16 protein-coding genes are annotated in these 25,431 nt (G+C 40.9%); 9 read left to right on the forward strand and 7 right to left on the reverse strand.

The window, feature by feature from the left end:
* Positions 1-36: 36 nt before the first annotated feature.
* From BM291_RS04485 to BM291_RS04500, 4 genes are all read right to left on the reverse strand, one after another.
* On the reverse strand, positions 37-663 hold the full coding sequence (locus BM291_RS04485) for a hypothetical protein (RefSeq protein WP_139229038.1): 627 nt from the start codon (positions 661-663) through the stop codon (positions 37-39).
* A 4-nt stretch (positions 664-667) separates the two neighbouring features.
* Positions 668-1,924 (reverse strand): LVIVD repeat-containing protein, encoded by a 1,257-nt coding sequence (locus BM291_RS04490; protein WP_175499642.1) that lies wholly within the window; start codon positions 1,922-1,924, stop codon positions 668-670.
* A 1,030-nt stretch (positions 1,925-2,954) separates the two neighbouring features.
* Positions 2,955-3,533, reverse strand: coding sequence for a GrpB family protein (locus tag BM291_RS04495; protein ID WP_092894984.1), 579 nt, complete (start codon positions 3,531-3,533; stop codon positions 2,955-2,957).
* Between the two features lie 33 nt (positions 3,534-3,566).
* Positions 3,567-5,345 (reverse strand): arylsulfatase, encoded by a 1,779-nt coding sequence (locus BM291_RS04500; RefSeq protein ID WP_092894985.1) that lies wholly within the window; start codon positions 5,343-5,345, stop codon positions 3,567-3,569.
* A 516-nt stretch (positions 5,346-5,861) separates the two neighbouring features.
* Here BM291_RS04500 and BM291_RS04505 point away from each other — a divergent pair.
* The 7 genes from BM291_RS04505 (at position 5,862) to BM291_RS04535 (ending at position 18,504) form a co-directional block, all read left to right on the forward strand.
* The gene (locus BM291_RS04505) at positions 5,862-8,306 is read left to right on the forward strand and encodes an ABC transporter permease (protein WP_092894986.1); all 2,445 of its coding nucleotides are present in this window, start codon (positions 5,862-5,864) and stop codon (positions 8,304-8,306) included.
* 162 nt (positions 8,307-8,468) lie between these two features.
* Positions 8,469-10,886 (forward strand): ABC transporter permease, encoded by a 2,418-nt coding sequence (locus tag BM291_RS04510; RefSeq protein WP_092894987.1) that lies wholly within the window; start codon positions 8,469-8,471, stop codon positions 10,884-10,886.
* 736 nt (positions 10,887-11,622) lie between these two features.
* On the forward strand, positions 11,623-12,300 hold the full coding sequence (locus BM291_RS04515) for a 3-keto-disaccharide hydrolase (protein WP_092894988.1): 678 nt from the start codon (positions 11,623-11,625) through the stop codon (positions 12,298-12,300).
* Between the two features lie 15 nt (positions 12,301-12,315).
* Positions 12,316-13,665, forward strand: a complete 1,350-nt coding sequence (locus BM291_RS04520) for a Gfo/Idh/MocA family protein (protein WP_092894989.1) — start codon at positions 12,316-12,318, stop codon at positions 13,663-13,665.
* A 338-nt stretch (positions 13,666-14,003) separates the two neighbouring features.
* Positions 14,004-16,403, forward strand: a complete 2,400-nt coding sequence (locus BM291_RS04525; protein WP_092894990.1) for an ABC transporter permease — start codon at positions 14,004-14,006, stop codon at positions 16,401-16,403.
* 75 nt (positions 16,404-16,478) lie between these two features.
* The gene (locus tag BM291_RS04530; protein ID WP_092894991.1) at positions 16,479-17,162 is read left to right on the forward strand and encodes an ABC transporter ATP-binding protein; all 684 of its coding nucleotides are present in this window, start codon (positions 16,479-16,481) and stop codon (positions 17,160-17,162) included.
* Positions 17,140-18,504, forward strand: coding sequence for a TolC family protein (locus tag BM291_RS04535; RefSeq protein ID WP_245786769.1), 1,365 nt, complete (start codon positions 17,140-17,142; stop codon positions 18,502-18,504). The genes BM291_RS04530 and BM291_RS04535 overlap by 23 nt, the downstream gene beginning before the upstream one ends.
* A 420-nt stretch (positions 18,505-18,924) precedes the next feature.
* On the opposite strand, the gene BM291_RS04540 is transcribed toward BM291_RS04535, so the two are convergent.
* Together BM291_RS04540 and BM291_RS04545 are read right to left on the reverse strand one after the other, a co-directional pair.
* Positions 18,925-19,773, reverse strand: a complete 849-nt coding sequence (locus BM291_RS04540; RefSeq protein ID WP_092894993.1) for an OmpA/MotB family protein — start codon at positions 19,771-19,773, stop codon at positions 18,925-18,927.
* A gap of 218 nt (positions 19,774-19,991) precedes the next feature.
* Complete coding sequence (locus BM291_RS04545; protein WP_092894994.1) at positions 19,992-20,576, reverse strand: DUF4136 domain-containing protein; 585 nt, start codon at positions 20,574-20,576, stop codon at positions 19,992-19,994.
* Positions 20,577-20,797: 221 nt separating this feature from the next.
* Here BM291_RS04545 and BM291_RS04550 point away from each other — a divergent pair, with 221 nt between their 5' ends.
* Positions 20,798-21,382, forward strand: a complete 585-nt coding sequence (locus BM291_RS04550) for a uracil-DNA glycosylase family protein (protein ID WP_092894995.1) — start codon at positions 20,798-20,800, stop codon at positions 21,380-21,382.
* Positions 21,383-21,572: 190 nt separating this feature from the next.
* Here the strand turns inward: BM291_RS04550 and BM291_RS04555 are convergent, their stop codons facing one another.
* The gene (locus tag BM291_RS04555; RefSeq protein WP_092894996.1) at positions 21,573-22,496 is read right to left on the reverse strand and encodes an NAD-dependent epimerase/dehydratase family protein; all 924 of its coding nucleotides are present in this window, start codon (positions 22,494-22,496) and stop codon (positions 21,573-21,575) included.
* A gap of 442 nt (positions 22,497-22,938) precedes the next feature.
* Between BM291_RS04555 and BM291_RS04560 the strand changes: the two genes are divergently transcribed.
* The gene (locus BM291_RS04560; protein ID WP_092894997.1) at positions 22,939-25,392 is read left to right on the forward strand and encodes a glycoside hydrolase family 95 protein; all 2,454 of its coding nucleotides are present in this window, start codon (positions 22,939-22,941) and stop codon (positions 25,390-25,392) included.
* Positions 25,393-25,431 lie beyond the last annotated feature (39 nt).

Raw genomic sequence — 25,431 nt, forward strand, 5'->3', positions numbered from 1 at the left:
AAATTTGTTTAATGGCTTAGTGCAGGAGAATAAGAGTTAAAAAATAAGGCCTGCACGGAATACAAAGCTTCGAAACAGGTAGTTGTTTTCTGTTAAAGAATTATATCCAGGTGGGAGTAAATCCGTGGCGATTGGTTGTGATCCTGAGCGCGATAAAACCCCATAAAATTGAGAGAATTGTTGTCGTTTATAAGCGAAACTTAAGGAAAGCGCGGTTTTACCTTCCCTGGCAGGAAAGCTAAAACCCACAGATGGACTGAACATCAATTCGCCCTCATACCAACTTTTGCTCCATTCATTACTTACTTTTTTCTCTAGTATTGCTGAACCTCCTCCCAAATCCAGTCCTCCAAAAATTTTTGGTTTGCCCTCTTTCCCCAGAAATCCCCTCCATCCCAAAGCAATAGGGATGATGGAAATTTCATCGTATTGATCTAATCCCAGGGAAAAGCCTACAACTTGATTTTTGGTTATATGCGCTCCATTGAAAGTCATGAAACTGATATCAATACGCCTTTCATGGTTTCCGTCCCATTGATCGGCACCGCGTCCGTACAAAAAGCCGATTTCGGTTTGGCCAAAATATAGTTTTTTCTGAGCCATAGATGCGGCAGAGCAGAGCAAAAAGCCGAGTAGTAGGAGTTTAGTTTTTTGAGCTATCATCCTATCAATAAAATTTCACTGGGTTTTTGACTTGAATACAGCTGAGTTTTTTCAGTTTGGCTGGGTTGCTATAATCAAATTGGCAAACCCCATCAGGGCCGATTACAATCAGAGATTTGGGGCCAGGGATTAGGTCAACGGACTTTTCACTGGTCAAAAACTCGAGTTGGTTTTGATCAATATTCATCACATCAGAGACGTTGAAACTTTTCAGTCCATGATTACCTTCAGTGATATAAAGGAAGTCTCCGGCTAAGCCCAAACCATGTGGATTCAACATAGGATATGATTTTTTGAGCTTAGGTTGGTAGAGGTCTTTGATGTCGATGACCTGAAGCTGATTAGCTCCATTCCAGCAAGAAGTGCCATTCCTTAGCGTCACAAAAGCATAGTCAGAATTTACCACCACTGGATCGCAAGCTTGTACATGTTCATACACGGCCATACGGGTAGGAGAACTCGGTGTACTGGCATCGTAAATATGCATTCCAACATTGGATCCTATAAAAAGCTTGTCCTCAAAAGGGAAAATGGTTTCTATTCCCCAGCCTAAATCAATGGGTTTTAGGAAGGTAGGATCAGACGGATTTTCGACATCAAAAATTCGCATGGTAGACTCGTCCACAGCATACAAATGGAGATTTGCAAGTGTGAATCTGGCCATAGAACCGCCTGTCCCGTAACTTTGGGCAGCAGCTGAATAATTGGATGAAAAACTCATGCTTGAATTCATAAGCCATCCGCCACCATCCTCAAATCCCCAAGTAGGATTTTCGGTTGTGATTACGGTGTCACGGAAGGTTATAATCTCTCCAGTGGCGTGGGTGTACATATGTGTGAAGACATCTTCCACTCGTTTGACTAGCTTAATGTCGTTGATATTACTAAGGTCAAATGCCAGTAGGTCGACGTAATTATCAGCGTAGAGAATTCTGCCATTTACCGCCATATCCACGTTTCCAGCTATGGGAATGAAACTTAAATTGATTGGTTTAGCAGGATTCTCATTGTTCAGGATATGTATCCCTTTGGTGGGTTCATTGATGAAAAGATAATCTTCATAAATGTAGATTTTACCAGGATTGTCCAAGGGTTGGGCAGGCTCAGTGGTGATAATTCTAGCCCTGACGTCACTCATTTCCAAATAAATTGGCATCATAGTGTGATAAGTGTAGGAACTATTTACCTCATCTACACAGGAAGAAAATACTAAAACCGACAGCAAGAAAAGTAGGGAGGAGGCCGAGTAGAGGGGTTTCATATATTTCGAGTTTAAAGATATAAATGTATGTATTCTTCAGACGAAGCCGAACTATGATACGCTACAGATTGAGTTATAAAAATTTAATTTTGTGAGTGGTTTATGTTAAAAACAGCTTCTGATTAGTCTAGGGTTTACATGGAGTTCAATTAAATAAGTATGTTAAGGTCAGGAGAGAAGTCTGATGCTAGGTGGGTTTGAAACCAGTTAGGGAGTGTAAAAACTATGAAAATCTATGTGTCAATGTGGCGAAAAAAAAATGACCACATAGACACATAGAAAAACATAGAAATGTCCTCCGTTCATAACGGATTAATTCTCATTTCAAATCTTTATGCTCTTAGTTTATTTACGTGGGAAAAGGTGTTTACCACAAAAGTCACAAAGAGAACACAAGAAATGAAGTTCCTATTGTAGCGTCATCTTACCATATCAATGCTATGAAAATCTATGTGTCAATGTGGCGAAAAAAAAATGACCACATAGCAGCATAGAAAAACATAGAAATGTCCTCCGTTCACCACGGATTAATTCTCCTTTCAATTTTTATGCTCTTTGTTTCTTTAGGTTAAAAAAGGTGTTTACCACAAAAGTCACAAAGAGAACAAAGGAAATGAAGTTCCTATTGTAGCGACATCTTACCATTTCAATGCTATGAAAATCTATGCTTCTATGTGGCGAAAAAAAATGACCACATAGAAGCATAGAAAAACATAGAAATGTTCTCCTTTCACAACGGATTAATTCTCATTTTAATCTTTATGCTCTTTGTTTCTTTGTGTTGAAAAAGGTGTTTACCACAAAAGTCACAAAGAGAACAAAGGAAATGAAGTTCTTATTGAAGCGTCATCTTACCATTTCAATGCTATGAAAATCTATGATTCTATGTGGCGAAAAAAAAATGACCACATAGACACATAGAAAATCATAGAAATGACCTCCGTTCACCACGGATTAATTCTCATTTCAAATCTTTATGCTCTTTGTTTCTTTGTGTTGAAAAAGGTGTTACTAAGCAGGTTTGAACCAATTATTCTTGGCTTTTAATCATCTCCAAAGTCTCTTTTATAAAGTCGTTTTTCCCCAAAACATAAGCTCCACGGTCATTTCTAAACTTTGCTGCTAGCTCAACTTTCAGTGCTTCATACTCCTTAGCGCGGTCTTCATTTTCATTCAAATAGTCCCGAAATAGGAGTTGCTCCCACATGATATTCTCTAATGGGCACATATGGATATGGAAAATCTGCTCCTTTATCCCATCAAATCTATAGCCCTTTCCAAAAGACATGTAAGCAGGAATATGATCTCTTTTTGGCACCTTGAAGTAAGAATAACCCAGGGTTTCAAATTTTGCAATCAGGCCTTCATCAAAGAGTAATTCTGTAGGAATCTCTATAAGCATATCGATGTATGGCTTCGATTTGATACTTGGTATGGATGAACTCCCAAAGTGCTCAACTCTAAGTATTGCATCAGACCCTGCCGATGATAGAATAGCTTCTTTTTCCTTTTCAAAAACTGATTTCCAGCTGGGATTATGATCTACCATCTCAATTGGGAAAAGGCTATTCCAGTCTTCTTTTGTTAACTCGTAAAGTGTTTTGGTCATTGCTTACTAGGGATTATTTTTTCTAGACTTCCATTAGTTCATTTTCTCCAATACAAGCATCCGAACTTCTATAAATTCCGAACCTTTAATTTCTGAAGCTTTCATCGTTAGCGGATGATGTCCTTTGTCCAATTGAATTATGCCTATTTCCAAGGGTTTGTAATCTTTTTCATAAGACTCGTCTCTAGGAGAGCGATCATATTCCACAGCTAGGAAATCAGAGTCATGAGCTTCATTGATTCCAGTGCTAATTTCATTTTCCCCTTGTTTCAATACTAAGGTGGAACCTACAGCCGAAGCTTTGCTAGTGTAATAGACCGTCGCCTTGTATTTGCCCGAAGTCAGAATATCCGTATCCCAAGTGACACTATCCGAAGTGGAAGTCCAGTTGGTGAAAAAAGAGGAGTTTGGATGTATGCTAGATCGCTTAATACCTCCATGCGGAATACCATCTCTAGCCGGAAGTAGAGTGAATTTACTTCCTTCATAGCCCACCGGGAATATTTCTTCACGGTCACGGTCGAGTTCTGATAGCACATTTCTGATCCATTCATTTTTTGCTTTGGTCAATTCAGAAAGAATAGCTTCCGAAGGTTGTGCAATAGGCTGACGCTGTCCTGGATCTGAGTTTAGGTCAAATAGTTGGTTGTCACTGTCAAGCAGGTATTGTTGATTTCGGACACTGACCTTTCCATTCCAATGACTATAAACATATCGATCCTTCCAAGCTGGGTTTGTTTCTGTTAATAGAGGCTTCAAGCTAATACCGTCAACCGGTTTGTCAAATGCTGAGGTAATACCCACCAAATCCATCAGGGAAGGCAAAATATCAATTGCACTGGCAATCTGCGAGATGATTTGAGGTTTCAATTGATTCTTCCAATACAGGATAAAAGGAGAACGAACTCCGCCTTCATCTGTGCTTCCCTTGATCCCTTTAAGCCCGTCATTCCATCTCCAGCCATTCGGTCCATTGTCAGACATGTAGATTACTATCGTATTTTCCAGGAGTTTTAGGCTGTCCAATTTGTCCACCACTCTTCCAACATTCCAGTCTATATTTTCACACAAAGCATAGGCAGCTCGTGTCTTATCTATCTTTTCCTTACTGCCATTTTGATGTGTGGAATCGATGGAAGCATCCTTGTATTTGTCCCACCAGATATCAGGCACCTGCATAGGACTATGAGGGGTATTGTATGCCAGATAAACGAAGAAGGGTTTATCCGTGTTTTTTTCTATATAGTCTAGCGCATTATTGGTTAAATCGTCAATAATAAATCCATCACCTTTTACCACTTCTCCATTTCTCTCCAGCATAGGACTGAAATAATTTCCCCAATGTCCTGAAGCGAAGCCATAGAATTCATCGAATCCTCTGTTATTGGGATGGTAAGGAGGCTGCGAGCCATTGTGCCATTTGCCAAAGGCAGCAGTATTGTATCCATTTGATTGGAAGATTTCGGCAATTGTTTTTTCGTCAAGATCCAGACGTTCACCACCTCTTGAGGTAGAATATACTCCTCCCCGAGGGTGATACCTGCCAGTCAAAATCTCCGCCCGGGTAGGAGAGCAAACTGGATCCACATAAAACCTGCTGAATTGAACGCCTTTAATTGCCAATTGATCAATGTTGGGAGTATTCACTTGGGAATTTCCATTGATTCCTAGATCTCCCCATCCTTGGTCATCAGTCAGAATAAGGACAATGTTTGGCTTGCTTATTTCTTTCGATTCTGGTTTGCAGGATTGAAGACATAGTAATCCTATTCCCACTATTAGATAAAAAATTCTTTTCGGGTTTTGTGACATGATTCTGGTTATTTGGGAGGTGGTAAGTTACTCCCCGACAATTTATTAAAAATCAAGTTACCACGATGTTTCTGGAGTCCATGTAGTAAGGCTTCAAGAAAGTGGATTTTAGGACTCCAAGGAATTATTCAGGCAGTCCACCTTCAAGCTTCATTTTTTCTAACTCTACTTCGGGTTTTTCTATTAAAACTTTGAGAAAAAGAATTCAAAAGATTGCGACTGATTCCGATGCCTATTGGAAATGCCCACAGCATACTAGCTATACTTTCGCCCACTAGCGGACAAAAACGTCCGATAGGATTTTCTAAAATAGATTAAAACGTGGTGATTTACCTCATTTAAGGGCTTTTTGAATGGCATGGAAGTGGAAAGCTTTTCTAAGAAGCATAATAGAGAAATTGGTACGTCGATTGGCTAAGGTTCAATAAGAGAATTGAAACTAATGATATATCCGCTCTAGATAGACTCAACACACACATACAAACAACATCAATCACCCTTTGAAAAAATTAAGCTATGTGGAAAAACTATCTGAAAATTGCCATTCGTAATCTATCCAAAAACAAGTTACATACCGGTATCAACCTAGTCGGCCTTACTTTAGGCTTGGGTGTAAGTATTCTTATTTTCTTTTTTGTCCAGTTCGAAGTCAGCTTTGATGATTTTCATACTGAAAGCGATCAGATTTTCCGAGTCGAGCGCCATCAATTCGAAGATGGTGAGGATCAAACTTCCTTTTCTACACCAATAATAACTGCGCCGACTTTCGAAAGTGAATTTTCTCAAGTCGCTTACACAACCCGCATGATTGGTGGTTCAGCTCAGGCATATCTAGATGAAGAGACTACCCAAAATCAAAAATACCTGATGGTAGGCCCAGATTTTCTTGAGATTTTCAGTTTCAATCTTCTTCAGGGAACCAAAGAACAAGTTCTACAGGACAAGTTTGCAGTGGTGATCACGGAGGAAGTTTCCAAGAAATACTTTGGAGATGCCAATCCTATTGGGAAATCTATCCGGATGAAAATGGGAGATAACTACGAGGAATATCAGGTAACGGGCCTTTTGGAAAATCTCCCTGCTAATTCCAGTATGCAATTTGAAATTCTTATGAACGATCAAAATCTGGACTTTAGTATAACAGAGGAAGGTCAAAACAATTGGTTTCAAGTATACGGAGATACCTATGTCAAATTAAATTCACCATCCGATAAGGCATCCGTGGAAGCTGGAGTGGAAAGTATGATGAAGAAGGTGCTAGGTGAGAAATACAAAGAGGGAAATTATTTATTTACCCTTCAGCCTATTGCTGAGATGCACTTGACAGATAATCCAAATTCAGGAATGGTAGAATCCACCCGTCCTACGCTGCTTTGGATTTTGGCAGGCATTGCCTTTCTGATATTGTTGATTGCTTGTATCAATTTCACTACCATGGCTATCGGTCGATCCACTACTAGAGCCAAAGAAGTGGGCGTACGAAAAACCATGGGTGCAGAGTTTGGGCAATTGGTGTTTCAGTTTTTGACAGAGGCTTTTCTGACCACTATCTCAGCTTTGGTGTTGGGTTTAATTTTGGCTGAGGTTCTTGTCCCTACTTTTAATAACCTTTTCGAGAAGGAATTGGTGTTGATTTATGGTCCAATTCAAATCTTCATACTAGTTGGATTAGTGATTCTGATTACTGCTATGGCAGGGGCCTACCCAGCATTTTTTATGTCTAGCCTAAGGCCAATTCAGGTGCTCAAAGGCAATTTGTCAATACGATTTGGTAAGCAAGCGCTGAGGAAAGGATTGGTAGCATTTCAGTTTTTCATTTCGTTCCTTTTGATCGCCTCTACCTTGATAATGGTGAATCAGATGAAAGCAATTCGAACCTATGATCTCGGCTTTGATCAGGAAATGGTAGTGATCGTAGATGTGCCAGATGTGCCAAGTACAAGTTTCGTGAAATCTATCACAGAAAGTTTTCAGGAAGCTGAACTCTACAGACAGGCATTGCTAGGTCGATCTGAGGTGCAATCTGTCGGGATTTCTATTGCAACTTATGGTGATAATTCTTTTTGGGACGCAGGATTTCCTACTAATGATGATGAGCAGTTTAATTTTAGGGTAAATTTCGTTGGGGGTGATTATATCAAAGCCATGGGATTGGAGATGGCTGCAGGCAGGGACTTCAATCCTGACCCAGGATCAGATAGCAGTTCATTTATCATCAATGAGACCTTTGCCAAGGCTATGAAGTGGGATGATCCGCTGGGAGAAATGATGCCAAATACACGTTTTAATCCGCACCAGATAATAGGTGTGGTCAAAGACTTTCATCACAACTCCTTATATAAAGAAATTGAGCCAGTGGTTTTGGCAAAAAGTCCTGAGACATTCTTTAGCGGTATTAATATGCTGATGATTAGTTCTACCACCAATCCCAAAGTGTTGGTGAAGGGTAATGGAACTGACTTTGAGGCTTTCAGGAATATGCTTGAAAGTGAATGGGAGCGGGTTTATCCATTGGAAGCGTTTAGTTTCAGTTTTATGGACCAGACAGTTGAGGATCAATATAAGTCAGATGAGCGCTTAGGTAAAATGGTATTTATGGCTGCTGGAATTGCAATTCTTATTGCCGCGATGGGACTATTTGCTATGGCCGCTTTGAGCATAGCTGGTCGTACGAAGGAAATCGGGATACGCAAGGTGTTGGGTGCTTCCAGCTTCAGTATTTCCTGGATGTTTAATAAGGAATTCCTGATGATTACAGTCGCAGGAGTACTGGTCGGCTTGCCACTGAGTTTGTATTTGATGCAAACTTGGATTGCACAGTTTGCCATAAAATCCTGGCCTTCCTGGCTCAATTTCGCTGTTTTGGGAGTTGCTGGAATTGTATTCACTTTACTGATAGTGTCTGCTCAGTCTTATCGCGCTACGCAAATGAATCCTGTGAAAACGCTGAAGGATGAGTGATGCTGGATGCCCGATGTAGAGTCATTGCGAGGAAGGAAGCAATCTCTTATACGCAACAGATTGCTTCACTCATCCCTCGGTCGCAATGACGGATAGAATTATCTTCCAATCCGCCACGGCGGACAAGTACTTAAAATATTTCAATTTTTCAATTTGAATAAAATGCTAAAAAACTACTTCAAAATCGCCTGGAGAAACATCCTTAGAAATAAGATGCGTTCGTTTATTCATATTTTGGGTCTTTCTATAGGTGTGGCGATATGCTTTTTAATATTCAATGTGGTGACGCATTCTTACAGTTTTGATCAGTTTCATCCGGATAAGGAGAGAATTTATCGTATTAATACCCTCACGGATTGGGGAGATGGTGGAAGTTTTCCAAATTCTGGAACTCCAGGACCACTAGGTGAGGTGATTCAGGATGAGATCTCAGGAATCGAAGGAAAAGGCAGGCTTTATACTATGTATGAGACTTTGGTGGCTTTGCCCAATACCAACAAGGTGTTTGGTAGGTCTAATGAAGTCACTTTTGCTGATCCTGGTTTCTTTAAAATATTCCCTAGAAAATGGCTTGCCGGAAATCCGGAAACGGCCTTGATTCAGCCTGAATCACTGGTGATCTCTGAAGAAAGTTTACATAAGTACTTCCCAGGTTCAGAAGCTTCAGACGTGCTGGGGCAGGAATTGATGTTTGTGGATTCGGATTCTATCTATGCCAAAGTGACTGGAGTAGTGGCGGGATATACAGATAACACGGACTTTATCTTCAATGACTTTATATCCTACAGCACTATCCGAACAGAAGAGCAGATCGAGTGGTTTGGTCTGCACGATTGGACTTCGGTGAATTCTAGTAGCCAGCTTTTTGTCAAACTCGCTCAAGGAGTATCTCCTGAATCTGTGGATGAAGCATTCAAGCCATTGATTGCGAAAAATATGGAGGCTGAAGAAAATGGGGAGTATAATACAAGCTTTTTCGCCGAACCACTTTCAGAAATGCATTTCACACCAAACTATGGTAGTACCAGCGTTTCCAAAGTATTCTTGAAGGGCCTGATTTTTATAGGACTGATTATTCTGGTGCTTGCAGTATTGAATTTTGTCAACTTGGAAACTGCTCAGGCTATTGGTCGATCCAAGGAAGTTGGAATCAGAAAAACCATCGGTGGTACCCGTTTTCAATTGATCACTCAGTTTCTCGCAGAGACATTTTTGATCGTGATATTCAGCACTATTCTAGCTATGGCATTTGTAGAAGGTATCAAATTGCTGTTTGCTACCTATTTGCCAAAGAATTTTACTATTGATTATTTCTCTCCTTATAATATCCTTTTCTATGCAGGATTTCCTGTGTTGATCTCGATGATCTCAGGGATTTATCCAGCACTGATTCTTTCCAATTACGATCCTCAGCGTGCTTTGAAAGGAGAAATGATCAGAACTGGGAAATTCTCTGTGGGCGTATTTCTGCGAAAAAATCTTACAGTAATGCAACTGTCCTCTTCCATTGCTTTCATCATTTTAGTAATGGTGCTTAACTATCAGCTCAACTACGTGACTAGCCAGCCTTTGGGTTTTGATAAGGAAGCTGTGATGTTCGCTTCACTGCCTTTCATGTCAGATCCAGATAAAATGCTGCAACTTCAGGATCGCTTCAACCAAGAAGCAATGGTGAAAAGTGCCAGCCTGAGTGGTAGTCTGGTGTCAACCACGAGCCTTTGGACTTCAGATGTCATGGTGCCTGTGGACACGACGGAGAAGCAACTTTATATACAAGTGATGAATGTAGATTCCGCTTTTGTAAAAGTGAATGGCATCCCTCTATTGGCAGGTTCAGACGGTATAGATAGAGCAGATGAGATCTTGGTAAACGAGCAATTTGTGAAGGAAGCTGGCTTTTCTTCGATAGAGGAAGCGGTTGGGACGGAGGTTTCCTATAGCCAAGAGCAGGTAAGAATTATAGGAGTGGTTGCAGATTTTCACTCAAGAACGCTCCGGGAGAAAATTCGTCCATTGCTATTTACCTATAACCCAACCTATTTTCAGTCGGTGAATGTGAAGCTTAATTCCGATCAAAATTTGGCAGTAGCTAAGGAACGATTGGAGCAGATTTATCTGGACATTTACCCTTATGAAACGGCATCTTTTAACTTTCTGGATGCCCAAATTGACAAGTTTTATCGGGAAGACGTGAAAATTAAAAACGTGCTGGGCTTTGCTTGTGGGTTGGCGATTTTGATTTCCTGTTTGGGATTATTTGGACTTTCCAGTTTCACCATTGCTCAGCGAACTAAAGAGATCAGCATTAGAAAAGTCTTGGGAGCAACCTTACAGCAGATCCTATTTTTGATCTCTAGAGAGTACATGATTTTGGTGGGAGTTTCATTCCTGATCGCAGTATTTCCAGCGTACTACTTCCTCAATGACTGGCTCAATGGATTCAATACCCGAGTGGAAATGCCTTATTTAATATTTGCAGCAGCCGGTTTGGGAGTGATGGCGATTTGCTTGCTGATCGTGGGTATTCATTCCTATGTCGCTTCGCAAACAAATCCGGCTAAGGTGCTGAAGAGCGAGTAGGGGAGGATTCTCGCGGCGGCGCAACGGCGCAACGTTTAAAAAATCAATAGCATCAGAATAGCTCCCGCTCCCGATAGCTATCGGGAGGCTCAAAGGCGCAATGGAAATGATTAACCTTTGGGGTTTTGTTTGAACCCCGAAGGTTTTGAATATGCAATTCTCTCGCGGCGGCGCCATGGCGCAATGTTTTGAAACAAATTTTTTAAAGTAACGAGCACCGTCGGTGCGGATTATGTTATAGCCCCCGGTTTCAACCGGGGGGTAAATTGATAAGGCAAAGTTTTTGGGTTTTGGCCACGGGAATGTCAAGTGATGAGTTGCCAGTTCGCCAAAACGAGGGGAGTTAAAGATTTAAAATCTAAAGTCGAACGCTTAGAGATCCTGAAAGGATCAAACTTATGAATAGCCATGGGTGCAACCCATTGTAAAAGAGTACCCAAGTGACCCCTCGACCCAGAATGGGTCGAACTAATCAGAATCTGTATTGATCTACTGCTGATTAATTATTCACCAATTTGTAATTCGGTTTGTGTCTTCACGAATCGAGGAATGTAAGGGCGAATAATTATTCGCCCTTACCAATAAATCGTTTCTATCTTTTCCGAAAAAATCAATAAATAACCCTAGAAGTAAATAAAATTTTTAATTAAGTTTTTTATCCCAAAATTGACATGAAACGTTAAATTGCAGTCCAGTTTTAAGAATTAACCACATCAAACGTTTTAAGTATTGTCTTATGTCCAAATCAAATTCTGTTTTTCTTTTAGTACTTTTTGCTTTTTCAATGGGCTTATCCTCATGCGGTTCTCAAAAAAGTAATGCCGGTAAAGGCTTCGTAGCACTTTTCAATGGTGAAAACCTAGACGGCTGGGTAGGTAATAAGACTTCCTATAGAGCTGAGGACGGGATGATCGTCATTGACCCAAAAGGAACTGGTGGAGGAAATCTCTTCACTGAAAAGGAATATGGAGACTTTGCTCTTCGATTTGAGTTTCAATTGACTCCTGGAGCCAACAATGGTCTAGGTATCCATGCTCCACTGGAAGGTGATGCGGCCTATGTAGGTAAAGAGCTTCAAATCTTAGATAACACGGCGGATAAATTTGCAGACTTACAGGAGTATCAGTATCACGGTTCAGTTTATGGCGTGATTCCTGCAAAGCGTGGGTTTCTGAAGCCTGTGGGCGAGTGGAATACTCAGGAAGTGATCGTCAACCATCCGCACATCAAAATCATTCTAAATGGCGAGACTATCGTGGATGGAGACTACCTAGAAGCAAGTAAAAACGGTACATTAGATCACAAGGATCATCCAGGATTACAGCGTAGTTCTGGGCACATTGGCTTCTTGGGTCATGGTGATGTCGTCCGTTTTAAGAATATCAGCATCAAAGAATTAACAGCAACCAAGTAATAACTTCAATAAAAAATGAGTAAGAAAATAGAAAGTATTGATCGTAGAGACTTTGTCAAAAAGAGTGGTTTAGGAATTTTAGGTGCTGCTTTGGCTCCTTCTCTTTTAGCTAGATTGAAGGCTGGCGAACGCCTAAGAACAGCACATATCGGTCTTGGCGGTATGGGAATGGCTGATTTGGACGCGATTTCCTCTCATGCATCTGTAGACGTTACAGCGCTTTGTGACGTGGATAGTGTAAATTTGGCGAAAGCTAAAGCACTTCATCCAAATGCTAAAGTCTATGCTGATTATAGAGAATTGCTCAAAGAAATGGGCGATCAAATTGATGCTGTGGTAGTTTCTACACCAGATCATACGCATGCACCAGCATCGATCATGGCTATGGAAATGAACAAGCCAGTTTATTGCCAGAAGCCTTTGACTCACCATGTGAGTGAAGCTAGAGAAATGAGCCAATTGGCTGCGAAAAAGAATTTGGTAACTCAGATGGGTATCCAGGTTCACTCTTTCTATGATTACAAATTAGCTACCCTGCTTATTCAATCTGGAATCATCGGTAAAGTTCATACTGTTCGTGCTTGGTCTCCAAAAGACTGGGGTTATGATGGGCCTGAACCAGCTGGATCTGATCCGGTTCCTGCTACGCTAGACTGGAATTTATGGCAAGGAACTGCGCCTGAGCGTCCTTACAAAGAAGGTTTTTACCACCCAGGTAACTGGAGAAAAGTGATGGATTACGGTTGTGGTACCCTAGGAGATATGGGAGTGCATATTTTTGACACGCCATACAATGCTTTGGAACTTGACGTTCCTCGTACGATCATCAACGAGTGTCGTGAGCCTACGGGCTTTGGATTTCCTGCAAACAATGTAGTGACCTATGAATTTCCAGGCACAAAGCAGACTGCTGAATCATTGAAATGGGTATGGTATGATGGCATCGGAGCTCCAGAAGCGCATGAAGATTTGATGCTTCCAAATGGTGATAAGTTGCCAGATCAAGGAGCAATGTTTATGGGTGAAAAAGGCAGATTATTGTTGCCACACTTCCAGCAGTTACCACGCAAAATCGTGGATGGAAAATACGTGGAAATGGACATCGAATCATTCAACTTAGGCAAACCTGTGAAGGATTATGCAGCTGAAAGTAACAAGCATTACCACCAGTTTGTAGATGCCTGTCTAGGCAAAGGTGAAACAACAGCTCCTTTCTCTTACGCTTCTAGATTGACAGAAACTATCTTGCTTGGCGTGATCGCCGGTAGATTCCCTAACGAGACGCTACACTGGGATAGCAAAAAAGCCAAGTTTGCTGAGAAGAAAGCGAACAAATTCCTTAAAGGGAAGTATCGTAAGTTCTAGTATCAAGATTTAAGTAGCAAGACGTAAGAATCAAGACATAAGATTTTAGAATCAAGAGTTAAGAAACAAGATCCAAGAAATAAGAGTCTGATTATTGAAACTTGAATATTGATCACTGAGAATTGAGTATTGATTATTTATTTTGTGCGCTGGCGAACAAAAATGTTCGAGAAAGCAAACCTGATATATATGTGAAAATGCCTCTGGAGTTAATTCAGAGGCATTTTTTTATGGCATAAAAGTGGAAATGACTAAAGAAGAATTGAGAATGGAGATTAGAGATAAAGATTAAGTCGATCCGAAATTTTTCAATTTTCTAATATTTCAATCTTTTGCTCATGTGGAAAAACTACCTTAAAATATCCTTTCGAAATTTGCGCAAGCGCAAGTTGTACACTGGCATCAACCTGATTGGGTTGACGATAGCTATTGTGAGTTTTTTGGCGATTTGCCTGTATATACAGCATGAGTGGAGCTACGATAAAATGTATGCTGATTACGATAGGATTTACAAATTCAATCAGGAATTTGTTTCTCAGGGCGAAAGTCAGTTAGTCGCTTCCACACCATCCAGTTTGATCCCTACGCTGATCGAGGAAATTCCAGAAGTGGAGACTGGGACGTTGGTTTTTGATATTAGTATTTTCTCTTCTGTACTTATCGATGCTGGTGAGGGAAATCAAGAGGAGAAATCCTTTGCATATGCAGATGAAAACTATTTCAAAGTCTTTGATTTTGAGCTTTTGTCGGGTAGTCCTGCTCATGTTTTGGCGGAGCCAAATCAAATCGTACTAACCAGAAGTACTGCGGAACGCTATTTCGGTGATGCCGGATCAGCATCGGGGAAAATACTGAAAGTGGAAGGAACGGATTTTACTGTGTCAGGGGTGATGGAAGATTTCCCGAGCAATAGTCATATGGAATTTGACTTTTTGGCATCATTCAAGTCTCATAGACATGGAAAAAATCCTGAATGGTCACCTAGCAACTACTATACTTATGTGAAACTTAAGGCAGGGACGGATGTGAGTGCTTTTGAGTCAAAAGTGGAGCAGATCAAGGAAAAGTACCTTGGAAAGGAGCTAGCTGAATATGGTTATAAGACCTCTTTTCACTTGCAACCTGTCAGTAACATACATTTGGGTGATCAATCCCTCAGCAGTATCAAGCCTGGAACGGACATTCGATACCTATATATTTTCGGCATAGTAGCTTTGTTGCTTATCGCAATTGGTATCATCAATTATGTGAATTTGGCTACGGCAGAAGCCACCGAGCGCAATAAGGAAGTAGGGCTTCGCAAAGCAATGGGTGCTGGTCGAGGACAGTTATTTGGTCAATTCGTATCAGAATCCATGTTACTCACGTTTGGCGCTACTGTGTTGAGTGTGCTGTGTCTGTATTTGATTTTACCTAAATTCTCACAGATCGGTGGCGTACCATTAAGTACTAATTCTTTGATGAACCCCATCGGTATTGGTTTTATGGTGGGTCTGATTGCGATTGTAGGTTTGCTTGCCGGTATGTATCCTTCCTTGATTTTGTCAGGAATGGAGCCTATCAAAGCATTGGCAAATAAGACGAAAATGGGTGGGGGCGCATGGGTGAGAAAATCCTTGGTAGTTTTCCAGTTCTTTGTTTCCATAGGTTTGCTGATCGCTACTTTTATTGTGAAAAATCAACTGGATCACATGCAAAATGTAAGCTTGGGATACGACCGTGAGCAGGTAGTTGCGTTGACTTATCACTACAGCATGCGAAATGTGGCTGAGACCATGAAGTCTGAAATGCTTAGAAGCGGCGCGGCAAGTTCTATATCGCTGGCCGGAGATATGCCTATACATATCCAGGCAGGATATAAGATTTTTCCAGGTGGTGACAATCAGCGTGAGTTTATGATCACGGGATATTCTACAGATGAAGACATTGTAAAAACATTAAACCTAGCAATTCTTGCGGGTACTGATCTCAATGAAAATGATATTTCCAGAGCTGAGGCCAATGAAAGTAAAGCCATAATCCCTATCATTTTGAATGAGTCAGCAATCAAGGAAATGGGCTGGGAACCAGAAGAGGCGATAGGAAAAATTGTGAATTTCGGTTTCTCGGATGCGAGAATTAAAGCAGTGGTAGGCGATTTCTATTTCAACTCCATGCACGAGGATATTGGCCCGCTTGGGATATTTAGAGACCAGGGAAATGCTAACGTGATGTTAGTAAAAATACCTTCTGGAAACCCTAGTGCTACACTTGCTTCTTTGGAAGAAGTATGGAAAAAGTTTGTGCCAGAGCGACCATTTAATTACAGATTTATAGATCAGGAATATGCTCAGCTTTATCGCTCTGAAGAGCGAGTGGGGGTGATCTTTACGCTGTTTTCAGGCATAGCCGTCTTAATAGCCTGCATGGGGTTATTTGGATTGGTGTCCTACGTCGCGCTTCGCAGAACCCGTGAAATCAGTATTCGGAAAGTACTTGGAGCTACGCAAAAAGATGTAGTGTCTGTACTTGCTTCGGATTTCTTCAAGTTGCTCTTAGTAGCTTCTGTTTTGGCCATTGGATTCGGACTTTGGTTCTCTGATACTTGGCTTCAGTCCTTTGCTAATAAAGTTGAATTCTCGCCTATGCCTTATATTTTAGCAGTTATGCTGGTCTTATTATTAGCAGGTTTGACTATAGGATATAGAAGTTGGAAAGTGTTCAGACTGAATCCAGCGAAGACATTGAAGAGTGAATAGAATTTAAAATTTAGAATGAATAATTAGAAATGGATAGTATTCCAATTTTTCAATTTTCAAATATTTCAATTTAAAATGATAGAATTAAAAAACCTGGATAAATACATTGAATCACGATTTCAGCGTGTATTTATCCTCAAAGGAATAGATCTTACGATTAATGAAGGGGAATTCATCACGCTCATGGGGCCAAGCGGCGCAGGAAAGTCTACTCTCCTAAACATCCTTGGTTTACTGGATGAGGAGTATGATGGAAATTACCTCTTTGGTGACAGAAGCATTAAATCAATGAAAGATCGGGAGCGTTCGGCACTTCACAAAAGTGAGTTTGGATACATTTTCCAAGCTTACCATTTGATCGATGAGTTGACGGTATACGAGAATATCGAAACCCCACTTTTGTATAGAAAAGTATCTTCCAATGAGCGTAAAAGCATTATTGCTGATCTTCTTGATCGATTTAATATGGTTGCGAAAAAAGATCTTTTTCCAGCTCAACTTTCTGGGGGGCAGCAGCAGTTGGTAGGTATAGCAAGGGCTGTAGCGGGTAAGCCGCGCGTACTTCTAGCAGATGAGCCTACTGGGAATTTGCACTCTGGTCAGGCTAAGGAAATCATGGAAATTTTTCAGGAATTGCACCGCGAAGGAACTACAATTATTCAAGCTACCCATGCACGGGAAAATGCGGATTACGGCACTCGATTAATCGATATGCTGGATGGAAAAATAGAAAAAGATGAAGCGATTATACATGTATAAAAAGTTTATAACCCTATTTATCCCGATAGCTATCGGGACATTGCTGTTAACAGGTGCTGTTCAGGCTCAGGATACGGTGAGAATTAACTTTCGTCAAGCGGTGGATTTGGCTTTGGCATCCAATGTCGCTTACCAAATTCAGGCGAACACTATGGAAGTGCTAAAGCTGCAGAAGCAATCAGCTCTTCTTTCTCATCTGCCAAATGCAAATATCAACACCTCGTTTTCTCAGCAGTCCGGACAGCAGTTTCAGCAAATAGAAGGAGAAATAGTCGTGACTAATGTGACCAATGAGGTTGTCAATGCAGGGCTAAATATGAGTATGCCTATTTTCAATGCTGGCAGGAGAATTTTGGATACTCAGTCATCAAAGTTGGCATACGAAGCAGGAGGCAAAGGTTTGGATAGAGCAGCACAGCAAGTGATGTTTGATGTGGCCAGGAGATATCTCCAAGTGCTTTTGGATCAGGAGATAGTTAGAATTTCTAAGGAGAACCTGGAGAATCAGCAAGAGTTATTACGGCAAATCGAAGGTTTTTTGGAAGCGGGTTTGAGAACCATGTCGGATAAATACAACCAGCAATCTGAAGTCGCTAGATTGGAATCAGTGCTCGTAGATGCAGAGCTGCAATACCAAAATGATATCTGGGATTTGTCAGAGTATTTGCAACTGGAAGCAGGAGTAGTGCCCGTTTTGGAGGCTGTAGATCCTAGGTCTGATGAATCAAGATTTGAAGGAATGAGCATGCCGGAGTTGTATGACATAGCACAGGCGAACCGAGCTGATGGCACTCAGCAGCAACTTCTCGAGACATCTTACAAGAAGGATATGCAAGCGATTAAAGCCATGTATTACCCGAGAATTGGAGCTTTTTACAATTACAATACCTTCTTTACTTCTTTGGATGATAGAAATCTACAGGATCAACTGTGGAAGGTTTACCCTCAAAACACACTTGGACTTAGTTTAGCAATTCCAATTTTCAATAATTTTCAAAACAGACTGGATGTAAGTAGAAGTAGAGTGGCCTATAAAAATCAGATTTTGCAAAAGGAATCGGTCAACAGAAAAATCTACCAAGACGTGAAACTGGCTTATCTAAACTATATGGCCGCAGTGAAAAAGGAGGGAAACACAGGCATACAGGTAATGGCAGCTAAAGAAGCACAAAATGCAATCAGCGAGCGTTTCCGTCTAGGGATTTCCAATTTCGTTGACTTGGCTACATCCAATCAGCAACTGGTTAGCGCTCAGGCTGATCAAGCTCAGGCTATTTACACCTTGTTCTTCCAAGAAGTATTGATGCAGCATGCGTTGGGTACGTTGGAGGTGTTGGAGTAGATAGGAAAATTAAGACGTTAGACATTAGATTCAAGAAGCTAGATTCAAGGCAAAGCAGGATTAGAAGATTTCTTGTCTGAATCCACCAGTCGTTCCTACGGAACGAAAAGCACTAACTATTTATACATTTTCTACAGACCAGACCTTCCTACGGAAGGTTGAATTTACGCTGAAAACTTGCCCCATGGGGGCAATTGGTTTGTAGCTAGGAAGTCGCAATTCATTTAATCGTTCCTGCGGAACGAGTCGTGATTGTTCCGAAAATGTGAGAAAAAATATAGTCCAGCTTCTGGAGTAGCAGGACATAGTTTAGCGTTCTCTGCGAAAAACTCTGTGTCCACTGCGGTAAAAACATAAAAAAAGCAGGCTCTGGAGCCTGCTTTTCGGTTGTGGTGGTTAAAATAGTTGGTTGTTATTTGCTTATAGCATCGCGAAGAACATGTCCAAATCTGGGATCAAAACGATTCTTGTTCTTCTGTTGATAGCCATGTTTTCAGGAGTGTCATTGTCCACAAGTGGCATATAACTCGCTCTACCTGCAGCAATCATTTTCTCTGGTGCCACGTTATATTGCTCTTGAAGCTTTCTGATAATACTTGTTGCTCTTTTCACAGAAAGATCCCAGTTATCCTGAACTACTCCTGTTGAGATTGTTCTTGGATCTGTATGTCCTTCCACCATTACTTGAAGACTTGGTTCAGCATTGATCAGCTCTGCAAGCTTCTGTAGTAAAGGATCAGCTTTTGAATTTATTCTGTAGCTACCTGTATTAAAAAGTAATGCATCAGAAACCGAAATCATTACGACTGTCTGGTCTATACTGATATTGATTTCATCTTCTTGTCCTGCTTCAGTTGTAGAAGTAATATTTTTCTTAAGGTTGTATTCAACGGCAAGATTTACTGAATCTTCCAACGTCTGCGCTTGAGCCAATAAAGTTGGATCCACATTCGCTAAGGTTTGCTTCATTTTCTCCTTAGAGTTTTTGGACATTACCGTGGCGCCTTCTATACTTAGCATTCCGTCATTCTGCATGGTCAATGCATCATTGGTATCGCGAAGTGAGTTGATTCTAGAATTGTATTCTGCAACTCTATTCTCGATGATCTGCATTTTCTCCTCGAGCTCAGCTTTCTCTTGCTCAGTAGCGGCAAGTTGGGATTGAGTGCTGTAAAGATTGCCTTCTAATTCAGTGTATTTTTTTTTCGACACACATGATACCATTATAGTAGCACTCAGTAGTCCGGTTACAATAAGTGATTTTTTCATAGTTGATTTCTTTGTCTTTCCATCTACTATTTCAAAGCTATTGCCACAACTGAAAACCGATATTATTCTGCTTAAAATGAGTTCGAAACACGCATTTTGAGCCAATGGATGCATTTTGTACAAAAAAAAGAAGTCCCAATATCTATTTGGGACTTCTTAGAAAAACTGTGGAATACCTACACAGGTTGATTAATATATTACTCAGAAACAAGTAGACATCATTCCATGAGTCGGTTGATGACTTTAAATTCATTCATAACCCTATAGGCAGCCCGAGTGACGTCAGATTGAAAGTTTGGAGAATCTGAATCAAAGTTAGCAGCAGTGTATCCTTGCCAAATTGTATTTCCTCTTTTACTATCTATCACGTAGATCACGAGCATTCCTTGGTTTTGAGTATATCTTACTTGATTATAAGTCTCGTCTTTTTCCTGCTCCTTATCTAGTTCGCCACTTTCTTTCTCAGGTACCGTTCCTACGCGCTTCAGCCAATAGTCAAACTCCGGCTGTACATACCCACGATAGCGAATAGAATCCATGAAGATTTTATAACTCACCAATAAGTCTGGCTTATTATCTTGTTCTCTGAATCCTTGAGAACCTAATCTAGCACCTATAGTAGCGCTCAATACTGGAGATATCATGCTTGTGTCCTTTTCAGTAGGAACTACGAAGGCAAAGGTTTTATACTTTTTGAAAGAAGCTTGGTAATTGTAGTCGTAGTCGGTGACATAATCTTTGGAAGAAAAGCATCCCACACAGATAAAAATAAGGAGGGTGAAAAGTAAGTAAGTATTTTTCATGGCATTTGGGAATGAGTGGTTGAAAGATATTTTACTATGTACGAACTGGAGGGGTTAGGTGGATTTAACTAAAATTAACACCAACATGTTTAAATTAATGGATTGTAGTTCAGGAGAATAGCTTATTAATTTACCATAATTTCAGTATAAATAAGATTCTGATTTTTATTTCCTTCTTTTTTTCGTTCGAAAAGAGTATTAAATCACTAAAATGTCGGCTGATGGATAGTTTTGAGAAATTAATAACTGAAGCGAAGGCTTGTCGATTATGTGAATCATTCCTGCCGCTAGGCCCCCGTCCAGTATTTTCTATACGTCCTACAAGTAAGATTCTGGTGATAGGTCAAGCTCCCGGAACTAAGGTTCACAAAACAGGTATTCCATGGAATGACCCAAGCGGGGATGAATTGAGACGATGGTTAGGAGTAGATAGAGATGTGTTTTACGAGCCGGAGATTTTTGGGATTATGCCTATGGGTTTTTGCTATCCGGGTAGGGGAAAAGGGGGAGATATGCCGCCAAGGCCAGAGTGCGCTCCTACTTGGCATGAGAGAATGAGAGCTCAGATGCCTGTGGTTCAGTTGACCCTGTTGATTGGGCAATATGCCCAGAAGTACTATTTGGGAGCGACTAGAAAGAGGACACTTACAGAGACCGTCATGGCTTTTGAAGAGTATTCGCCAGTGTATATTCCTTTAGTTCATCCTTCTCCGCGCAATCGCATGTGGCAACGCAGAAATCCTTGGTTTGAGGAGGAAGTGGTCCCGACGCTCCGTGACCGTGTACATGAGTTGATTCGGGTATAGATTAAAATCTTTTAGTTGTGGTTTCTAGCTGAAAATTAGTTTGTAATCTACGACTCTGAAAATCGAGCAAGTGACTTTCTAAATGCTATGATTTGGAAAAAACAGGAAGTCATATGATGTGTCTTCATTCCTTTCAACAGAAATCTCCTTTCGGAAATAAATACCCAAGTAGTACCAGTCTATAATAAGCTCAGCTTTTCAGACAAACGCTCAGCCCTTCCTTCATCAAAGTAGGCTTGAGCCCATATTCTTTTTGGATCTTGGAAGAGTCAAAGCAATAGTCAGAATCCGACTGATAGCGAAGCTCAACGATTTCTTTCATCACAGACATGAAAATACCTAAGGTACTTACCAGCCAGGCGGGCATGACTTGTATTTTGAGCTTAGTGTTAAGTTGATTATTGACCATTTCTACGATTTCTTTTCCCGTAGGGTAAGAAGAATCAGTAGGGAGATTCCAAGTTTGATTCCATGCATCATCTTGTAGCGCCAGAAATGCTGTAGCTTTCCCAGCATCAGGAATGTAAATGAATGAATGCTTTTTGTCTCCTGAATAGAGCCATTGTGCACCTTTTCCTGATTTCATTCGCTTAATTACCAATTCGTTTAAAAAAGAATTGCTGGCTTCAGGACCGTAGAAGTCAGGTGCACGAGCGACCAAAGCTTTGAGCTTACCAGTTTTCACATTTACCCAAAGCATATCCAAAATCTGTTTTCTCACTTTCCCTTTTCGACTTTCTGGCTTCAAAGGAGTCTCCTCGGTGAGATGCCCGATATGGGTAGGATCACAAGCATACATGTTGTCAAAGAAAACCAAGTTGGCTCCATGGGCGATGCAGGCACCTAATGTGTTCTTCATGATCTTTGGCCAGTCTCGCTTCCAGGTTGAGGACTTATACTGTATGCCAGCCAATAAATAAACAACTTCAGATCCTTTTACGGCCTCGGACAAGGCGGCTGCATCCAACAAATCTCCAGAGAATAGTTCATCAGTTTCATTCACTTTTTGAGGTTTGCGACTGAACTGGCGAACTAGTACGTCTGACTTAGATAGCTCTGCAGAAACGATTTTGGCAATATTGCCATTGGCACCGAGAATGGTATGAAGGGGCATGTGTTAGAAGTTTTATTATAGGCTTGAATAAATCATAGTATTCAGAAAGTTGAATTCAGGAAATGTCAAAATCCTTACTCCCAAGATAAGTTATTCACGAGTAAATATTTGTCCAGACTTGTTGCCCTTGTATTATTCTTTTCTTGACAATCCAAAAACACATCTGACTATGAGGCTGATTTGCTTAGCTACATAGGAACTTCAACGGCAATTACAGACGTATTGCAAGCAAAAAAGAAGGCAATATCAGACCTTGTCTTTTCTCTGAATAACTCTCAGAGAGATTCGGTGAACCTTTGGGTTTAGCTTTTCTCTCATAAAGATTATGAGGAAATCTTCGATATCTCGACTATAGTAGATTAAATTCAAGACCAGCATTAAAGGTCTAAAGAAATAGATCAGTATGTAGTATGATTATAATTAGTAACAACTCAGTAGTATTATGATAAGTAGTTTTTTTCAAAAGTCCTGTTTTTTAGTTCTTTTCAGTATTCTAGGATGTCAGTTTAGTCAGGCACAATCGACAGATAAATCCTTGTATTTCAAAAAGCCAGCAGTCAACCATCTGGAATCATTACCCATTGGCAATGGGCATTTGGGGGGGATGATATTTGGGAACCCAAATCAAGACAGAATTATTCTAAACGAGAAAACACTTTGGTCAGGAGGGGTACAGGATGCAGATCGAGAAAACGCGCATCAGTACTTAAGTAAGATTCAAACGCTTCTGTTAAATGGGAATAATAAGGAGGCCGAGGCTTTACTTCAAGAGCATTTTGTCAGTAAAGGAGTGGGTTCGGGAGAAGGCATCGGAGCCAATGAGCACTATGGAAGTTATCAGACACTTGGAGATCTATTGATCAGCTGGGCGGATACACTTCAAGGATATGAGAATTACTCCAGAGTATTGGATTTGCAGGATGCTATTGCTACTACCACATGGAAGAGAAACGGTGTCACTTTTACACAGGAAGCCTTTTCCAGTATTGCTGATGATGTAATGGTCATCAAACTTTCTGCATCCAAGGCAGCACAATTGAGTTTTGCTATTGGATTGGATAGAAAGGAAAACGTAGCTTTTTCTTCAGCCGGAGATGATATTTTACTTATGACTGGGCAATTGCCAAATAAAGATCTTGCTGGGATGAAATATGCGGCTATGCTCAAGGTGGTTCAAGAAGGAGGGACTATCAAGAATACGGGGAAGCAGCTAGAAGTAGATGGGGCCGATGTTTGCTATTTGATTATTGCCGCTACGACGGATTATAACATTGATTCACCTGCTGAGCCTATAGGAGATCCAGTAAAGGAGGTTTCCAAAACGATTTCTGACTTTAAAATCGCTACAGCCAGAGCAAACCATATTCAATCCTATCAGGAATACTTTAATAGGAATAGCTTTCAATTGACAAGTCAAGACAAAGGAGTTTCTAAACTTTCTACTCCCGAGCGACTACAGCGATATGCGGAAGGAAATGAGGATGCGCAGCTTCCGGTGCTCTATTATAACTATGGGAAATATCTCCTGATCTCCTCTTCACAGCCGGGGCAGTTACCAGCAAATTTGCAAGGGATCTGGGCGCCAGAATATCAGGCTCCTTGGAATGGAGATTATCATTTGGATATCAATATTCAAATGAATTACTGGTTGGCCGAACCCTTAGGCTTAGGAGATTTAGCTGAGCCTATGCATCGATTTACTGCCAATTTGGTGGAGAGTGGTGAGAAGACAGCAAAAGCATATTATGATGCTCCTGGTTGGGTGGCTCATGTGATTAGTAATCCTTGGTATTATACCTCTCCAGGTGAAGGTGCGGGTTGGGGATCTACAATGTCTGGGGGATCCTGGATGACAGAGCATTTGTGGGAGCATTTTCGATTTACTCAGGACACAGCTTTCCTGAAGGCCTATTATCCAGTGTTGAAAGGAGCATCTGAGTTTTTATCATCTATACTCATTGAGGAGCCTGAGAACCATTATTTGGTGACAGCACCATCCAACTCACCCGAGAATTCTTATATCAAACCGGATGGTTACCGTGGGCATACCGCTATGGGGCCGACGATGGACATGCAGATAGGTAGGGAGCTTTTTGGAAATACTATTGAGGCAGCTGAGATTTTAGGGATTGATCAGGACTTCACAGCTATACTGGCAGAGAAAAGAGCGAGATTGGCTCCAAATAAGATCGGGGCAGCTGGAGATCTAAACGAATGGCTACATGACTGGAAGGAGACTGATCCGCATCACAGACATATTTCTCACTTGTACGGCCTACATCCTTATGATGAAATCACGCCATGGGCAACACCTGACTTGACATCTGCGGTGACAGAGACACTCAAGGATAGAGGAGACGATGCTACAGGTTGGAGTAGAGCTTGGAAGATTAATTTTTGGGCAAGACTAGGTGACGGTGATCATGCCTTATTGCTGTTGAAAAAATTACTTCAGCCAATTGGTGGAGACGGTTCTAAAATCGTTTGGGGAGATGGGGGAACCTATTCCAATTTATTTTGTGCGCATCCTCCATTTCAAATTGATGGGAATTTTGGTGGCACCGCAGGTATTGTAGAAATGCTATTTCAAAGCCATGGTCAAGATGAAGTCATCCGATTGATTCCAGCTCTTCCTAGCAGTGAAAGCTGGCAGAAGGGATCAGTAAAAGGAATGCACGCTAGAGGCGCATTTGTTGTTGATTTCAGTTGGGCAAAAGGCAGAATAGCTGCTGCGAATATTCATTCCTTAAAAGGTCTGGACTGTAAAGTGCTACTTCCAGCGGGGATGAAAATCTTGGATGCTAGCGGAACTCAATTGGGAGAAAATACTGGTAATGATGCCAAGGAAGTTGAATTTGAAACAAGAGCAGGGATGGATTACCAATTGGTGAAATGATCTGACTAGACTTCTGAATTGGATTGTGTTAGCAGACCT

This window comes from Algoriphagus aquimarinus, assembly GCF_900112005.1.
Taxonomy (GTDB): domain Bacteria; phylum Bacteroidota; class Bacteroidia; order Cytophagales; family Cyclobacteriaceae; genus Algoriphagus; species Algoriphagus aquimarinus.

Excerpts from the sequence above, each read along its gene's own strand:
- BM291_RS04505 (WP_092894986.1), top strand. The coding sequence starts at position 5,862 with ATGTGGAAAAACTATCTGAAAATTGCCATTCGTAATCTATCCAAAAAC.
- BM291_RS04530 (WP_092894991.1), top strand. The coding sequence starts at position 16,479 with ATGATAGAATTAAAAAACCTGGATAAATACATTGAATCACGATTTCAG.
- BM291_RS04490 (WP_175499642.1), bottom strand. The coding sequence starts at position 1,924 with ATGAAACCCCTCTACTCGGCCTCCTCCCTACTTTTCTTGCTGTCGGTT.
- BM291_RS04550 (WP_092894995.1), top strand. The coding sequence starts at position 20,798 with ATGGATAGTTTTGAGAAATTAATAACTGAAGCGAAGGCTTGTCGATTA.
- BM291_RS04545 (WP_092894994.1), bottom strand. The coding sequence starts at position 20,576 with ATGAAAAATACTTACTTACTTTTCACCCTCCTTATTTTTATCTGTGTG.
- BM291_RS04535 (WP_245786769.1), top strand. The coding sequence starts at position 17,140 with ATGAAGCGATTATACATGTATAAAAAGTTTATAACCCTATTTATCCCG.
- BM291_RS04540 (WP_092894993.1), bottom strand. The coding sequence starts at position 19,773 with ATGAAAAAATCACTTATTGTAACCGGACTACTGAGTGCTACTATAATG.
- BM291_RS04525 (WP_092894990.1), top strand. The coding sequence starts at position 14,004 with ATGTGGAAAAACTACCTTAAAATATCCTTTCGAAATTTGCGCAAGCGC.
- BM291_RS04560 (WP_092894997.1), top strand. The coding sequence starts at position 22,939 with ATGATAAGTAGTTTTTTTCAAAAGTCCTGTTTTTTAGTTCTTTTCAGT.
- BM291_RS04495 (WP_092894984.1), bottom strand. The coding sequence starts at position 3,533 with ATGACCAAAACACTTTACGAGTTAACAAAAGAAGACTGGAATAGCCTT.
- BM291_RS04555 (WP_092894996.1), bottom strand. The coding sequence starts at position 22,496 with ATGCCCCTTCATACCATTCTCGGTGCCAATGGCAATATTGCCAAAATC.
- BM291_RS04510 (WP_092894987.1), top strand. The coding sequence starts at position 8,469 with ATGCTAAAAAACTACTTCAAAATCGCCTGGAGAAACATCCTTAGAAAT.
- BM291_RS04485 (WP_139229038.1), bottom strand. The coding sequence starts at position 663 with ATGATAGCTCAAAAAACTAAACTCCTACTACTCGGCTTTTTGCTCTGC.
- BM291_RS04500 (WP_092894985.1), bottom strand. The coding sequence starts at position 5,345 with ATGTCACAAAACCCGAAAAGAATTTTTTATCTAATAGTGGGAATAGGA.
- BM291_RS04515 (WP_092894988.1), top strand. The coding sequence starts at position 11,623 with ATGTCCAAATCAAATTCTGTTTTTCTTTTAGTACTTTTTGCTTTTTCA.
- BM291_RS04520 (WP_092894989.1), top strand. The coding sequence starts at position 12,316 with ATGAGTAAGAAAATAGAAAGTATTGATCGTAGAGACTTTGTCAAAAAG.